Source organism: Streptomyces sp. SPB162, from assembly GCF_029504575.1.
In the GTDB taxonomy this organism is placed as follows: Bacteria; Actinomycetota; Actinomycetes; order Streptomycetales; family Streptomycetaceae; genus Actinacidiphila.
In genome coordinates, this window is the sequence record NZ_JAQFII010000001.1 from 4,565,716 (window position 1) to 4,581,444 (window position 15,729).

Annotated in this window: 10 protein-coding genes and 3 pseudogenes; all 13 read left to right on the top strand. The window is 69.9% G+C overall.

Annotation, left to right across the window (positions count from 1 at the left end):
• Positions 1 to 2: 2 nt before the first annotated feature.
• The 13 genes and pseudogenes from M2266_RS20930 to nuoN all read left to right on the top strand — a co-directional run bounded on the left by M2266_RS20930 (position 3) and on the right by nuoN (position 15,645).
• Entirely contained in the window at positions 3 to 557 is a 555-nt protein-coding gene (locus tag M2266_RS20930; protein ID WP_138357562.1) for an NADH-quinone oxidoreductase subunit B, read from the top strand.
• Positions 554 to 1,288, top strand: a complete 735-nt coding sequence (locus M2266_RS20935) for an NADH-quinone oxidoreductase subunit C (protein ID WP_277439572.1) — start codon at positions 554 to 556, stop codon at positions 1,286 to 1,288. Before M2266_RS20930 ends, M2266_RS20935 begins: the two co-directional genes overlap by 4 nt.
• On the top strand, positions 1,288 to 2,622 hold the full coding sequence (locus tag M2266_RS20940; RefSeq protein WP_277439573.1) for an NADH-quinone oxidoreductase subunit D: 1,335 nt from the start codon (positions 1,288 to 1,290) through the stop codon (positions 2,620 to 2,622). The genes M2266_RS20935 and M2266_RS20940 overlap by 1 nt, the downstream gene beginning before the upstream one ends.
• Positions 2,619 to 3,494, top strand: coding sequence for an NADH-quinone oxidoreductase subunit NuoE (nuoE, locus tag M2266_RS20945; RefSeq protein ID WP_277439574.1), 876 nt, complete (start codon positions 2,619 to 2,621; stop codon positions 3,492 to 3,494). Before M2266_RS20940 ends, nuoE begins: the two co-directional genes overlap by 4 nt.
• On the top strand, positions 3,491 to 4,831 hold the full coding sequence (nuoF, locus tag M2266_RS20950) for an NADH-quinone oxidoreductase subunit NuoF (protein WP_277439575.1): 1,341 nt from the start codon (positions 3,491 to 3,493) through the stop codon (positions 4,829 to 4,831). Before nuoE ends, nuoF begins: the two co-directional genes overlap by 4 nt.
• A complete protein-coding gene (locus M2266_RS20955) occupies positions 4,828 to 7,317 on the top strand; it encodes an NADH-quinone oxidoreductase subunit G (RefSeq protein ID WP_277439576.1) in 2,490 nt (829 codons plus the stop codon). Before nuoF ends, M2266_RS20955 begins: the two co-directional genes overlap by 4 nt.
• A gap of 26 nt (positions 7,318 to 7,343) precedes the next feature.
• Positions 7,344 to 8,673: pseudogene (gene nuoH, locus M2266_RS20960) on the top strand (NADH-quinone oxidoreductase subunit NuoH).
• Positions 8,666 to 9,295, top strand: a complete 630-nt coding sequence (nuoI, locus tag M2266_RS20965) for an NADH-quinone oxidoreductase subunit NuoI (RefSeq protein WP_277439577.1) — start codon at positions 8,666 to 8,668, stop codon at positions 9,293 to 9,295. The pseudogene nuoH and the gene nuoI overlap by 8 nt, the downstream one beginning before the upstream one ends.
• Positions 9,292 to 10,126, top strand: a pseudogene (locus tag M2266_RS20970) (NADH-quinone oxidoreductase subunit J). The gene nuoI and the pseudogene M2266_RS20970 overlap by 4 nt, the downstream one beginning before the upstream one ends.
• Positions 10,123 to 10,422, top strand: coding sequence for an NADH-quinone oxidoreductase subunit NuoK (gene nuoK, locus M2266_RS20975; RefSeq protein WP_269273374.1), 300 nt, complete (start codon positions 10,123 to 10,125; stop codon positions 10,420 to 10,422). The pseudogene M2266_RS20970 and the gene nuoK overlap by 4 nt, the downstream one beginning before the upstream one ends.
• Positions 10,423 to 10,434: 12 nt before the next feature.
• The gene (nuoL, locus tag M2266_RS20980) at positions 10,435 to 12,375 is read left to right on the top strand and encodes an NADH-quinone oxidoreductase subunit L (protein WP_277439578.1); all 1,941 of its coding nucleotides are present in this window, start codon (positions 10,435 to 10,437) and stop codon (positions 12,373 to 12,375) included.
• 6 nt (positions 12,376 to 12,381) lie between these two features.
• Positions 12,382 to 14,002, top strand: a pseudogene (locus tag M2266_RS20985) (NADH-quinone oxidoreductase subunit M).
• Positions 13,999 to 15,645, top strand: a complete 1,647-nt coding sequence (gene nuoN, locus M2266_RS20990; RefSeq protein ID WP_277439579.1) for an NADH-quinone oxidoreductase subunit NuoN — start codon at positions 13,999 to 14,001, stop codon at positions 15,643 to 15,645. The pseudogene M2266_RS20985 and the gene nuoN overlap by 4 nt, the downstream one beginning before the upstream one ends.
• Positions 15,646 to 15,729 lie beyond the last annotated feature (84 nt).

The following is a 15,729-nucleotide window of genomic DNA, read 5'->3' on the forward strand; positions in this document are numbered from 1 at the left end:
GCATGGGTATCGAAGAAAAACTGCCGAGTGGATTCCTGCTGACCACGGTGGAGTCCGCTGCGGGCTGGGTGCGTAAGGCGTCGGTCTTCCCGGCCACCTTCGGCCTGGCCTGCTGTGCCATCGAGATGATGACCACCGGGGCCGGGCGTTATGACCTGGCCCGTTTCGGTATGGAGGTCTTCCGCGGCTCGCCGCGGCAGGCGGACCTGATGATCGTGGCCGGCCGGGTCAGCCAGAAGATGGCGCCGGTGCTGCGGCAGGTCTACGACCAGATGCCGAATCCCAAGTGGGTCATCTCCATGGGGGTCTGTGCCTCTTCGGGTGGAATGTTCAACAATTACGCCATTGTGCAGGGTGTTGACCACATTGTTCCCGTTGATATCTATTTGCCCGGTTGCCCGCCCCGGCCCGAGATGCTCATGGACGCCATCCTCAAGCTCCACCAGAAGATCCAGGGCGAGAAGCTCGGTGTGAACCGTGAGGAGGCGGCCCGCGAAGCGGAGTCCGCCGCCCTCAACGCGCTCCCGCTGATCGAGATGAAGGGGCTGCTGCGGTGACAGACGCCAACGGCACCAACCCCGACCGAGACGTACAGACCGACAACCTCCCCGGCCAGCGCGACGCGGGCGGCGAGGTCATCGGCCACCGGAAGGGCATGTTCGGCGCCAACAACGGCGGCGACACCTCCGGCTACGGCGGCCTCGTCAGGACGGTCAGGCTGCCAGGACCGGCCCACCGCCCCTACGGCGGCTGGTTCGACGAGGTGGCCGACGAGCTGGAGGGTGCGCTGGAGGAGCAGGGACTGCTCCCCTCGAACGCCATCGACCGGACCGTCATCGACAGCGACGAGCTGACGTTCCACATCGCCCGCGAGCACCTCGTGCAGGTCGCCAAGACCTGCCGCGACGATCCGGCGCTGCGCTTCGAGCTCTGTACGGGAGTGAGCGGGGTGAACTACCCCGAGGACAAGGGCCGCGAGCTGCACGCCGTCTACCACCTGCGCTCGATCACCCACAACCGGCTGATCCGGCTGGAGGTGAGCGCCCCCGACAGCGACCCGCACATCCCGTCGATCGTCTCGGTGTACCCGACGAACGACTGGCACGAGCGTGAGGCGTACGACTTCTTCGGCATCGTCTTCGACGGCCACCCCGCCCTCACGCGGATCATGATGCCGGACGACTGGCCCGGCCACCCGCAGCGCAAGGACTACCCGCTCGGCGGCATTCCCGTCGAGTACAAGGGCGCCCAGATCCCGGCTCCCGACCAGCGGAGGTCGTACTCCTGATGAGCACTCACCACGCACCCGCTCAGGCGGAGGAACGCGACACCACCGAAGGCCGGGTCTTCACCGTCACCGGTGGCGACTGGGACGAGCTGGCCGAGACCGTCGGCAGGTCCGACGACGAGCGCATCATCGTCAACATGGGGCCGCAGCACCCGTCCACCCACGGCGTGCTCCGGCTGATCCTGGAGATCGACGGCGAGACGGTCACCGAGGCCCGGTCGGGCATCGGCTACCTGCACACCGGCATCGAGAAGAACATGGAGTACCGGACGTGGACCCAGGGGTCCACGTTCGTGACGCGCATGGACTACCTCACGCCGTTCTTCAACGAGACGGCGTACTGCCTCGCGGTGGAGAAGCTGCTCGGCGTCACCGAGCAGGTGCCGGACCGGGCCAGCGTCATCCGCGTGCTGCTGATGGAGCTGAACCGGCTCTCCTCGCACCTGGTGTGCATCGCCACCGGCGGCATGGAGCTCGGCGCGACGACGATCATGATCTACGGGTTCCGCGACCGTGAGCTGATCCTGGACGTCTTCGAGCTCATCACCGGTCTGCGGATGAACCACGCGTACATCCGGCCGGGCGGCCTCGCCCAGGACCTGCCGCCGGGCGCGGTGGACCAGATCCGCGAGCTCGTGAAGAAGATGCGCAAGAACCTTCCCGAGTACGACAAGCTCGCCACCGGCAATCCGATCTTCAAGGCCCGGATGGAAGAGGTCGGCTACCTGGACCTGGCCGGCTGCATGGCGCTCGGCGCCACCGGACCGATCCTGCGCGCCGCCGGCCTGCCGCACGACCTGCGCAAGGCGCAGCCGTACTGCGGCTACGAGGGCTACGACTTCGAGGTCCCGACGGCCGACACCGCCGACTCCTACGGCCGCTTCCTGGTCCGTCTGGAGGAGATGCGGCAGTCGCTGCGCATCGTCGAGCAGGCCCTGGACAAGCTGGCGCCGGGACCGGTGATGGTCGAGGACAAGAAAATCGCCTGGCCCGCGCAGCTCGCGCTCGGCCCGGACGGCCTCGGCAACTCGCTCGACCACATCAAGAAGATCATGGGCACCTCGATGGAGTCCCTGATCCACCACTTCAAGCTGGTCACCGAGGGCTTCCGGGTCCCGCCGGGCCAGGCCTACACCGCGGTGGAGTCGCCCAAGGGCGAGCTGGGCGTGCACGTCGTCAGCGACGGCGGCACCCGCCCCTTCCGGGTCCACTTCCGGGACCCGTCGTTCACCAACCTGCAGTCCATGGCGGCGATGTGCGAGGGCGGCCAGGTCGCCGACGTCATCGTGGCCGTGGCGTCCATCGACCCCGTGATGGGAGGCGTCGACCGATGACCGACGTCAGTTTGGGGATGCCACAGCTTCCCGCCGCCGACTATCCGGCCGAGGTCCGCGCCAGGCTGGAGGCGGACGCGAAGGACATCATCGCCCGCTACCCCGACAGCCGCAGCGCGCTTCTGCCGCTGCTGCACCTGACGCAGTCCGTGGACGGGTACGTCACCCGCACCGGCATCCGGTTCTGCGCGGAGCAGCTGGAGCTCACGACCGCCGAGGTCACCGCGGTCGCGACGTTCTACTCCATGTACCGGCGCAAGCCGAGCGGCGACTACCAGGTCGGGGTCTGCACCAACACGCTCTGCGCGGTGATGGGCGGCGACGCCATCTTCGACGAGCTGAAGGAACACCTGGGGGTCGGCAACAACGAGACGACCCCGGACGGCAAGGTCACGCTGGAGCACATCGAGTGCAACGCGGCCTGCGACTTCGCCCCGGTGGTGATGGTGAACTGGGAGTTCTTCGACAACCAGACACCGGCCTCCGCCAAGCGGCTGGTCGACGACCTCATCGCGGGCCGCGAGGTGCGGCCCACCCGTGGCGCGCCGCTGTGCACGTACAAGGAGACCGCCCGCATCCTCGCCGGCTTCCCCGACCAGCGCCCCGGCGCCGTCGAGGCCACCGGCGGAGCCGGCCCCGCCTCGCTCGCGGGGCTGCGGCTGTCGCGCGGCGAGGCGCTGTCCGGCGCGGACAGCGGGCAGCCGGTCCGCCGCTCGTCGGTGCCCCAGCAGGGCGAGACTCCGGCCGCGTCGTCGGGCGCCCCCGGGCACCCCAGCCCCGCCGAGCACGCCAGCTCGCACGACGCACCGCAGGAGACCGCCGTGTCGGACCCCGCCAACCCGGCAGGACCTGAGAGCGAGGAGGGCAAATGATGACCGTGTCGCCCGAGAAGCTGCTCACCCCCGTCCTGTCGGCCTTCTGGGACGACGAGCGGTCGTGGACGCTCGACACCTACCGCCGCCACGAGGGCTACGAGGGCCTGCGCAAGGCCCTCGCGATGCCGCCGGACGACGTCATCGCGTACGTGAAGGACTCGGGGCTGCGCGGCCGCGGCGGCGCCGGCTTCCCGACCGGTATGAAGTGGCAGTTCATCCCGCAGGGGGACGGCAAGCCGCACTACCTCGTCGTCAACGCGGACGAGTCGGAGCCGGGTACCTGCAAGGACATCCCGCTGCTCTTCGCCAACCCGCACGCGCTCATCGAGGGCATGGTGATCGCCTGCCACGCCATCCGCTCGAACCACGCCTTCATCTACCTGCGCGGCGAGGTCGTCCCGGTGCTTCGCCGGCTGCACGAGGCCGTACGCGAGGCGTACGAGGCGGGCTACCTCGGCAAGAACATCCAGGGCAGCGGCTTCGATCTGGAGCTGACCGTCCACGCCGGAGCCGGCGCGTACATCTGCGGTGAGGAGACGGCGCTGCTGGACTCCCTCGAAGGGCGTCGCGGCCAGCCCCGGCTGCGCCCGCCGTTCCCGGCGGTCGAGGGCCTGTACGCCTGCCCGACCGTCGTCAACAACGTCGAGTCCATCGCCTCGGTGCCCGCGATCATGCAGCGCGGCAAGGACTGGTTCAAGTCGATGGGCAGCGAGAAGTCCCCTGGCTTCACGCTGTACTCGCTGTCCGGGCACGTCGTCAGCCCCGGCCAGTACGAGGCACCGCTCGGCATCACGCTGCGCCAGCTGCTCGACATGAGCGGCGGCATCCGGCCGGGCCACCGGCTGAAGTTCTGGACCCCGGGCGGCTCGTCGACCCCGATGTTCACCGATGAGCACCTGGACGTGCCCCTCGACTACGAGGGCGTGGGCGCCGCCGGCTCGATGCTCGGCACCAAGGCGCTGCAGTGTTTCGACGAGACGACGTGCGTGGTGCGAGCGGTGACGCGCTGGACGGAGTTCTACGCCCACGAGTCCTGCGGCAAGTGCACGCCGTGCCGTGAGGGCACGTACTGGCTGGTCCAGCTGCTGCGCGATATCGAGGCGGGCAAGGGCAAGCTCTCCGACCTCGACAAGCTCAACGACATCGCCGACAACATCAACGGCAAGTCCTTCTGCGCGCTCGGCGACGGCGCCGCCAGCCCGATCTTCTCCTCCCTCAAGTACTTCCGCGGGGAGTACGAGGAGCACATCGAGCGCAAGGGCTGCCCCTTCGACCCGGCCGCCTCGACCGTATGGGCCGACACCGGAACGTCTCACCTGGAGGTGAACGCATGACAGTCACCACGTCTGCCCCCTCCGGAGGGGGAGAGGCGGCGGTTCCGCCGGAGGATCTCGTCGCCGTCACGATCGACGGCGTCGCACTCTCGGTCCCCAAGGGGACCCTGGTGATCCGTGCGGCGGAGCTGCTGGGCATCGAGATCCCGCGCTTCTGCGACCACCCGCTCCTCGACCCGGCCGGCGCCTGCCGGCAGTGCATCGTCGAGGTCGAGGGCCAGCGCAAGCCGATGGCGTCCTGCACGATCACGTGCACCGACGGCATGGTCGTCAAGACGCACCTGACGTCGCCGGTCGCCGAGAAGGCGCAGCGCGGGGTGATGGAGCTGCTGCTCATCAACCACCCGCTGGACTGCCCGGTCTGCGACAAGGGCGGTGAGTGCCCGCTGCAGAACCAGGCGATGAGCACCGGTCAGGCGGACACCCGCTTCGAGGGAAAGAAGCGGACGTACGAGAAGCCGGTGCCGATCTCCACGCAGGTGCTGCTGGACCGGGAGCGGTGCGTGCTGTGCGCGCGCTGTACCCGGTTCTCGGAGCAGATCGCGGGCGACCCGTTCATCGAGCTGATCGAGCGCGGCGCCCTCCAGCAGGTCGGGATCGGGGAGGGCGACCCGTTCGCCTCGTACTTCTCCGGCAACACCATCCAGATCTGCCCGGTGGGCGCACTGACCTCGGCGGCGTACCGCTTCCGGTCCCGGCCGTTCGACCTGGTGTCGTCGCCGTCGGTCTGCGAGCACTGCGCCGGCGGCTGCGCGACGCGCACCGACCACCGGCGCGGCAAGGTCATGCGGCGGCTGGCCGCCGACGACCCCGAGGTCAACGAGGAATGGGTGTGCGACAAGGGACGCTTCGGCTTCCGCTACGCACAGCGCCCCGACCGCCTCAAGCACCCGCTGCTCCGTAACAAGGAGACCGGTGAGCTGGAGCCGGCGAGCTGGCCCGAGGCGCTGGCGGCCGCGGCCGCCGGGATCGCCGCGGCCGGCGGCCGCACCGCGGTCCTGGCCGGCGGCCGGCTGACCGTCGAGGACGCCTACGCCTACGCGAAGTTCGCGCGGGTCGCCCTCGACACCAACGACGTCGACTTCCGGGCCCGCGTGCACAGCGCCGAGGAGGCCGACTTCCTGGCCTCGCAGGTGGCGGGACGCGGCCGGGACCTGGACGGCCAGGGCATCACGTACACGACGCTGGAGAAGGCTCCGGCCGTCCTGCTCGTCGGGCTGGAAGCCGAGGAGGAGGCTCCGGGGATCTTCCTCCGGCTTCGGAAGGCGAACCAGAAGCGGCGCCAGCGGACCTTCGCACTGGCGCCGTTCGCGACCCGCGGCCTGACCAAGGCGGGCGGCACGCTGTTGCCCGCCGCGCCCGGCACCGAGCCGGAGTGGCTGGACGCGCTCGCCGGCGGGGTCGGTCTCGACGCGGCGGGCGAGAAGGCCGCCGAGGCCCTGCGTGCCCCCGGCGCGGTGATCCTGGTCGGCGAACGGCTGGCCGCCGTGCCCGGCGCGCTGACCGCGGCGATCCGCTTCGCCGCGGCGAGCGGCGCGAAGCTCGCGTGGATCCCACGCCGCGCCGGTGAGCGCGGAGCGGTCGAGGCGGGCGCGCTGCCGGGGCTGCTGCCCGGCGGCCGGCCGGTCACCGACCCGCGGGCCCGCGACGAGGTCGCACGGGTCTGGGGGCTGGCCGAACTCCCGCACCGCTTCGGGCGCGACGCCGGCCAGATCGTCGAGGCCGCCCTGAGCGGCGAGCTGGCGGCCCTGGTCGTCGGCGGCGTCGAGGTCGCGGACCTGCCGGACCCGGCACGAGCCCGGCTCGCGCTGGACGCGGTCGGGTTCGTCGTCAGCCTGGAACTGCGGCCTTCCGAGGTCACCGACCGGGCCGATGTCGTCCTGCCGGTGGCCGCGGTCGCCGAGAAGGCCGGCACCTTCCTCAACTGGGAGGGCAGGGCGCGGATGTTCGAGGCGGCCATCAAGCCGGACCAGGCCGCCAACCGGCACCAGCTGCCGGACGCCCGGGTCCTGACGATGCTCGCCGACGCGCTCGACGTCGGTCTCGGCCTCAGCGACGTACGCGCCGCCCGCGCCGAGCTGAACCGCCTCGCCCCCTGGGACGGGCCGCACGCGTCCCAGCCCCTGGAGACGTCGCGGACCCTGCCCGTGCCCGGCACCGGCGAGGCGGTCCTCGCGGGCCACCGGCTGCTGCTCGACCAGGGCAAGCTCCAGGAGGGCGACGACGCGCTGGCCGGCACCCGGCACGAGGCGGTGGTGCGGCTGTCGGCCGTGACGGCGGCCGAGGCCGGCCTCACCGACGGCGCGCTCGCCGAGGTCCGGGGACCCGCCGGTTCCGTACGGCTGCCGCTGCGCGTCACTCCGATGCCCGACCGGGTGGTGTGGCTGCCGCTGAACTCCACGGGCGGGGGCGTCGCCAGTGATACGGGCGCGCTGCCCGGCCAGGTCGTCAAGGTCGGCGCCGCTGCCACGGAGGTGGCCCAGTGAACAACCTCTCCGCCGAAGATCTGTCGATGTTCGGCACCGATCCGTGGTGGCTGGTCCTGCTCAAGGCGGTGTTCTGCTTCGCCTTCGCCATGCTGACCGTGCTGTTCTCGATCGTCTGGGAACGCAAGGTCGTGGCGTGGATGCAGCTGCGCATCGGCCCCAACCGGCACGGCCCGTGGGGCATGCTCCAGTCGCTCGCCGACGGCATCAAGCTGATGCTGAAGGAAGACATCATCGTCAAGCGCGCGGACAAGGTGGTGTACATCCTCGCGCCGATCGTCGCGGCGATCCCCGCCTTCATGTCCTTCGCGGTCATCCCCTTCGGCCCGGCCGACAACGAGGTGTCGATCTTCGGCACCCGCACCGCGCTGCAGCTCACCGACCTTCCGATCGGCGTCCTGTACATCCTGGCCACCGCGTCCGTCGGCATCTACGGCATCGTGCTCGCGGGCTGGTCCTCCGGCTCGACGTACCCGCTGCTCGGCGGGTTGCGCGCGTCGGCCCAGATGATCTCCTACGAGATCGCGATGGGCCTCTCCTTCGCGGCGGTCTTCCTCTACTCGGGCTCGATGTCCACCTCGGCGATCGTCGAGGCGCAGCACGACCGCTGGTTCGCGGTGCTGCTGCCGGTCTCGCTGCTGATCTACATCGTGGCGATGGTCGGTGAGACCAACCGCGCCCCGTTCGACATGCCGGAGTCCGAGGGCGACCTCGTCGGCGGGTTCAACACCGAGTACTCGTCGATCAAGTTCGCGCTCTTCATGCTCGCCGAGTACGTGAACATGGTGACGGTCTCGGCGGTGGCGACCACCCTCTTCCTGGGCGGCTGGCGGGCCCCGTGGCCGATCAGCACCTTCTGGGAGGGCGCGAACCACGGCTGGTGGCCGATGCTCTGGTTCACCATCAAGGTCCAGTTGCTGCTGTTCTTCTTCATCTGGCTGCGCGGCACCCTCCCGCGCGTGCGCTACGACCAGTTCATGAAGCTGGGCTGGAAGGTCCTCATCCCGGTCTCGATGGTCTGGCTGATGCTGGTCGCGACCGTGCGGGCGATGCGGAACGAGGACTACGGCCTGCGCGACATCGTGCTGTACGTCGGTGGCGCCGTCGTCGCCCTGCTGCTGCTCTCGCTGGTGGTCGACGTGTTCCGCGACCGCGGGCGGAAGAAGGAGGAGGCGGCGGACGCCGCGGCACCGCCCGAAGAGTTCGATCCGATGGCGGGCGGCTTCCCCGTACCGCCGTTGCCGGGGCAGACACTGCCACCGGGTGCCGCGCCGTCGCAGCCGCAGCCAGGGCGAGCCCCAGCTCGTCGGCGCCCCGGATGCCGTGGACAACGACAAGGAGGCCGACGATGCCTGAGTTCCTGGGCCCGGTCGCGGGCTTCGGCGTGACCTTCAAGGCCATGTTCAAGAAGCGGCTGACCGAGCAGTACCCCGAGGAGAAGAAGCCGACCGCGCCGCGCTTCCACGGCCGGCACCAACTCAACCGGCACCCGGACGGGCTGGAGAAGTGCGTCGGCTGCGAGCTGTGCGCGTGGGCCTGCCCGGCCGACGCGATCTACGTGGAGGGCGCGGACAACACCGACGAGGAGCGCTACTCCCCGGGTGAGCGCTACGGCCGCGTCTACCAGATCAACTACGCCCGCTGCATCCTGTGCGGCCTGTGCATCGAGGCGTGCCCCACGCGGGCGCTGACGATGACGAACGAGTACGAACTCGCCGACCGGACGCGTGAGTCGCTGATCTTCACCAAGGAGCAGCTGCTCGCCGGCCTGGAAGAGGGCATGGTCGAGGCGCCGCACTCGATCTTCCCCGGCACCGACGAGCAGGACTACTACCGGGGGCTGGTCACCGAGGCCGCGCCCGGCACCGAGCGCCAGGTGGCGGTCTCCCAGGGCGAGAAGCCGGCGGAGGAAGCGCAGCCGTCGGTGACCGTGCCGGCCACCGGCGTCAGGCCCGCGGGAACGGGGGCGGAGGCATGATGTCCACCTTCGCCGCCGCCGCTTCGACCACCTCGACGGGTGAGGCGTTCCAGTTCTGGGTCCTGGCCGTCGTCGCGGTGCTGGGCGCGCTGGGCACGGTGCTGAGCAAGAAGACGGTGCACAGCGCGCTCTGTCTGGCCGGGACCATGATCATCCTGGCTGTCTTCTACATGGCCCAGGGCGCGTACTTCCTCGGGGTCGTCCAGATCGTCGTCTACACCGGCGCGATCATGATGCTCTTCCTCTTCGTCGTCATGCTGGTCGGCATCACCGCCGCCGACTCGCTGAAGGAGACGCTGAAGGGCCAGCGCTGGCTGGCCGCCGGATGCGGTCTCGGCTTCGGGATCCTGCTGATCGCGGGCATCGGCAACGCCTCGCTCGACACCTTCGCCGGCCTCGGCCAGGCGAACGCGGGCGGCAACCCCGAGGGCCTGGCGCGGCTGATCTTCACCAAGTACGTCTGGGCCTTCGAGATCACCGGCGCGCTGCTGATCACGGCGGCCGTCGGAGCGATGGTCCTGACGCACCGCGAACGGACCGAGGCGCGCAGCACCCAGCGCGAACTCTCCGAGCAGCGCGTGCGCGAGGGTACCCAGGTGCCACCGCTGCCCGCCCCCGGCGTCTACGCCCGGCACAACGCGGTGGATGTCCCCGGCCTGCTGCCGGACGGCACCACCTCGGACCTGTCGGTCAGCGCCACCCTGCGGGACCGCGGCCAGATCCGCGACGTGTCGAACGAGGCCCCTGGCCGATCTCGCCGAGCTGGAACAGCGCTCGGAGAACTGGCTGGAACGGTCGGAGCCCGCAACGCCGAAGGAGGCGAGCAAGTGAATCCGGTCAACTACCTGTACCTGGCCGCGCTGCTGTTCACCATCGGCGCCTCCGGGGTGCTGATCCGGCGCAACGCGATCATCGTCTTCATGTGCGTCGAGCTGATGCTGAACGCCTGCAACCTGGCGTTCGTCACCTTCTCCCGGATGCACGGCAACCTCGACGGCCAGATCATCGCCTTCTTCACGATGGTGGTCGCCGCCGCCGAGGTCGTGGTCGGGCTCGCGATCATCGTGACGATGTTCCGCTCCCGGCACTCGGCCTCGGTCGACGACGCCAATCTGATGAAGCTGTAAGGGGTAGCGACAGTGGAGAACCTCATCGGATTGCTCGTCGCGGCACCACTGCTGGGCGCGGCGATCCTGCTGACCGGCGGCCGCCGGTTGGACCGTGTCGGCCACTGGCTCGGCACGTTCCTCGCCGCGGTGTCCTTCGGTATCGGCGCCGTGCTCTTCTTCGACATGCTGGGCAAGAGCGGCGAGCACCGCACGATGTACTCGCATCTGTACAGCTGGGTCCCGGTCGGCGGCTTCCAGGCCGACATCGGCTTCCAGCTCGACCAGTTGTCGATGACCTTCGTGCTGCTGATCAGCGGTGTGGGCACGTTGATCCACATCTACTCGATCGGGTACATGGAGCACGACGAGCGGCGCCGCCGCTTCTTCGGCTACCTGAACCTGTTCGTGGCGGCGATGCTGCTGCTGGTCATCGCCGACAACTACTTCCTGCTGTACGTCGGCTGGGAGGGCGTCGGCCTCGCCTCGTACCTGCTGATCGGCTTCTGGCAGCACAAGCCGAGCGCGGCCACGGCCGCGAAGAAGGCGTTCCTGGTCAACCGCGTCGGCGACATCGGCCTGTCCATCGCGATCATGCTGATGTTCACGACCTTCGGGACGTTCACCTTCCAGCCGGTGCTGGAGCACGCGGGTGAGGCGGGCGAGGGCAAGCTGACGGCCATCGGCCTGATGTTGCTGCTCGCCGCGTGCGGCAAGTCCGCCCAGGTGCCGCTGCAGTCCTGGCTCGGCGACGCGATGGAGGGCCCGACCCCGGTCTCGGCCCTGATCCACGCGGCGACGATGGTGACGGCGGGCGTGTACCTGATCACCCGGTCCGGCGCGATCTTCAACGGCGCCCCGGACGCGCAGCTGGCGGTGGTCACGGTCGGCGCGGTCACGCTGCTCTTCGGTGCGATCGTCGGTTGCGCGAAGGACGACATCAAGAAGGCCCTGGCGGGCTCGACGATGTCGCAGATCGGCTACATGATCATGGCGGCCGGGCTCGGCCCGATCGGCTACGTCTTCGCGATCATGCACCTGGTCACCCACGGCTTCTTCAAGGCCGGGCTCTTCCTCGGCGCCGGATCGGTCATGCACGGCATGAACGACGAGGTCGACATGCGGAAGTACGGCGGCCTGCGGAAGTACATGCCGGTCACGTTCATCACCTTCGGCCTCGGCTACCTGGCGATCATCGGCTTCCCGGGCCTGTCCGGGTTCTTCTCCAAGGACAAGATCATCGAGGCGGCCTTCGCCAAGGGCGGCACCGAGGGCTGGATCCTCGGTGGCGCGGCCCTGCTGGGCGCCGCGATCACCGCGTTCTACATGACGCGCGTGATGCTGATGACGTTCTTCGGCGAGAAGCGCTGGGAACCGGCCCCGTCGCCGGACGCGCTCAGCGCCGAGCCGGCCGCCGAGAGCGCGGGCGCCGGCGAGCTGCCGCACCCGCACGAGTCGCCCAAGTCGATGACGATCCCGATGATCGTGCTGGCCTTCGGATCGGTCTTCGCGGGCGGGCTGTTCAGCCTGAACAGCTCCTTCCTGAAGTGGCTGGAGCCGGTCACCGGGCACGAGGAGGGGCACTCGCCCCTCAGCGCCGCGACGGTGACGGCCGGCACCATGGTCGTGCTGGTCATCGGGGTCGCGCTGGCCTGGCTGATGTACGGGCGCAGGCCCGTGCCGGCCGTCGCCCCGCGCGGCTCGCTGCTGACCCGCGCCGCCCGGCGCGACCTGCTGCAGGACGACCTCAACCACGTCGTGCTGGTCCGCGGCGGCGAACACCTCACCCGCAGCCTGGTCTACCTGGACCACTCCCTGGTGGACGGCGCCGTCAACGGCACCGCTGCCGGGGTCGGCGGCCTCTCCGGCCGCCTGCGCAAGCTGCAGAACGGCTACGTGCGCTCGTACGCGGTGTCGATGCTGGGTGGCACGGCGGTCCTGGTCGCCGCGACTCTCCTGATGAGGGCGGTCTGATAACTCATGTCCTTTCCCCTCCTTACCGTCACGGCCGCCCTCCCGGCGGTCGGCGCGATCGCCACCGCCGCCGTACCGGCCGCGAAGCGCAACCTCGCCAAGTGGTCGGCGCTGGGCTTCTCGGTCGCGACGCTCGTGCTGGCCGTGATCGTCCTCATCCGGTTCGAACCGGGCGGTGAGCGCTACCAGCTCACCGAGTCCCACCGCGTGGATCAAGGACTTCGGGGTCCGCTACGAGCTCGGCGTGGACGGCATCGGCGTCTCACTCGTCGCGCTGACCGCGCTGCTGATCCCGTTCGTCATCGCGGCGGGCTGGCACGACGCGGATCCTCTCGAGGACAAGAACCCCAACCGCCGCTGGCGGCCCACCCAGGGCTTCTTCGCCCTGATCCTGGCCGTCGAGGCGATGGTGGTGGTCTCGTTCGAGGCCACCGACGTCTTCCTCTTCTACATCTTCTTCGAAGCCATGCTCATCCCGATGTACTTCCTCATCGGCGGCTTCGGGGACCAGGCGCACGCCGCGCAGTCCAGCGACTCCGTCGCGGGCGGCGACGACGAGGCGGCCAGGCAGCGTTCGTACGCCGCCGTGAAGTTCCTGCTCTACAACCTGGTCGGCGGACTCGTCATGCTGGCCGCCGTCATCGGGCTGTACGCGGCCAGTGCCGACCAGCTCGGCCACGGCACGTTCTCGCTCCAGGAGATCCTGCGGGCCCGCGCGGACGGCAAGTTCGACCTCGGCTCCTCCACCGAGCGGTGGCTCTTCCTCGGCTTCTTCTTCGCCTTCGCGGTGAAGGCGCCGCTGTGGCCGCTGCACACCTGGCTGCCGAACGCGATGGGGGAGTCGACCGCGCCGGTCGCCGTCCTGATCACCGCGGTCGTCGACAAGGTCGGCACCTTCGCGATGCTGCGCTACTGCCTCCAGCTCTTCCCGGAGGCCAGCAAGTGGGCCACGCCGGCGATCCTGGTGCTGGCGGTGATCAGCATCATCTACGGCGCCCTGCTCGCCGTCGGCCAGCGGGACATCAAGCGGCTGATCGCCTACGCGTCCATCTCGCACTTCGGCTTCATCATCCTGGGCATCTTCGCGATGACCACCCAGGGGCAGAGCGGTGCCGCCCTCTACATGGTCAACCACGGGATCTCGACCGCCGCGCTGCTGCTGGTGGCCGGCTTCCTGATCAGCCGGCGCGGCTCGCGGCTCATCGCCGACTACGGCGGGGTGCAGAAGGTGGCGCCGGTGCTCGCGGGCACCTTCCTGATCGGCGGACTGGCGACGCTGTCGCTGCCGGGGCTCGCCCCGTTCGTCTCCGAGTTCCTGGTGCTCGTCGGCACGTTCAGCCGGTACCCGGCGATCGGCATCATCGCGACCGTCGGCATCGTGCTCGCCGCGCTCTACGTCCTCGTCCTGTACCAGCGGACGATGACCGGGCCGGTGAAGGCGGGCATCGAGGGGATGCGGGACCTCAGGGTGCGGGAGATCGCCGTGGTGGCGCCGCTGATCGCGCTGCTGCTCTTCCTCGGCGTGTACCCGAAGCCGCTCACGGACATCGTCAATCCGGCGGTCGGCCAGACGCTCTCCGACGTGCACAAGACCGACCCCAAGCCCGCGCTGGAGGCGACCAAGTGAGCGGAACAGCCGTCCACAGCCTGTGGACAATGGCGGCCCCCGCCGCAGACAAGATCCCCGCCCCGAAGATCGAGTACGCCCAGCTGTCGCCGGTCCTGATCGTCTTCGGGGCCGCGGTCGTCGGGATCCTCGTCGAGGCGTTCCTGCCCCGCAGGTCCCGGTACCTTGGGCAGATCGCGGTGAGCGTCGTCGGCCTCGCCGCCGCCTTCGCCGCCGTCGTGGCCCTCGCGGCCCGGGGCTACGGCACCACCAAGGCGCACGTCGCCGCGATGGGAGCGGTGGCCGTCGACGGCCCGGCGCTCTTCCTGCAGGGCACGATCCTGCTGGTCGGGCTGGTCGCCGTCTTCACCTTCGCCGAGCGGCGGCTCGACCCGACGGCGCACGGCCGCAAGGTCGACTCCTTCGCCGCGCAGGGTTCCGCGGTCCCCGGCGGCGACGCCGAGAAAGCCGCGGTCAAGGCCGGGTTCACCACCACCGAGGTCTTCCCGCTGCTGCTCTTCGCGGTCGGCGGCATGCTGATCTTCCCGGCCGCGTCCGACCTGCTGACGCTCTTCGTCGCGCTGGAGGTCTTCTCGCTGCCGCTGTACCTGCTCTGCGCGCTGGCCCGCCGCCGGCGGTTCATGTCGCAGGAAGCCGCGATGAAGTACTTCCTGCTGGGAGCCTTCTCGTCGGCCTTCCTGCTGTTCGGCATCGCGCTGCTCTACGGCTACGCGGGCACCGTCTCGTACTCCGGCATCGCCGCCGTCGTCGACGGCACCGCCAAGATGACCCCGGCGCTCGCCGCCACCACCGGCAACGACGCGCTGCTGCTCATCGGCACCGCGATGGTCGCGATGGGGCTGCTGTTCAAGGTCGGCGCCGTGCCGTTCCACATGTGGACCCCGGACGTCTACCAGGGCGCCCCGACCCCGGTGACCGGCTTCATGGCCGCCGCCACCAAGGTCGCCGCCTTCGGCGCGCTGCTGCGGCTGCTGTACGTGGTGCTGCCGGGCATGCGCTGGGACTGGCGCCCGGTGATGTGGGGCGTCGCGATCCTGACGATGCTGGTCGGCGCGATCGTGGCCGTCACCCAGACCGACGTGAAGCGACTGCTGGCGTACTCGTCCATCGCGCACGCCGGGTTCATCCTCGCGGGTGTCATCGCCACCACGCCGGACGGCGTCTCGTCCGTGCTCTTCTATCTCGCGGCGTACTCCTTCGTGACGCTCGGCGCCTTCGCCGTCGTCACCCTGGTCCGCGACGCGGGCGGCGAAGCCACCCACCTGTCGCACTGGGCCGGCCTCGGCCGCCGCTCCCCGCTGGTCGCCGCGGTCTTCGCGGTCTTCCTGCTGGCCTTCGCGGGCATCCCGCTGACCTCCGGCTTCGCCGGGAAGTTCGCGGTGTTCAAGGCGGCCGCCCAGGGCGGCGCGATGCCGCTGGTCATCGTGGGTGTGCTCTCCTCGGCCATCGCCGCGTTCTTCTACATCCGCGTCATCGTGCTGATGTTCTTCAGCGAACCGAAGGCCGACGGCCCCACGGTCGCCGTCCCGAGCGCCTGGACCTCCACGGCCATCGGCATCGGCGTGGCGGTGACGCTCGCGCTGGGCGTCATGCCGCAGTACTTCCTGGACCTCGCGGACAAGGCGGGCGTGTTCGTCCGCTGAGCAACAGAACGGCGCGAAACGGCCGTCGGGCGCACCACGCGTCCGGCGGCTGTTTTCTGCCGTCATGGGTGGTTCTCGCACGGC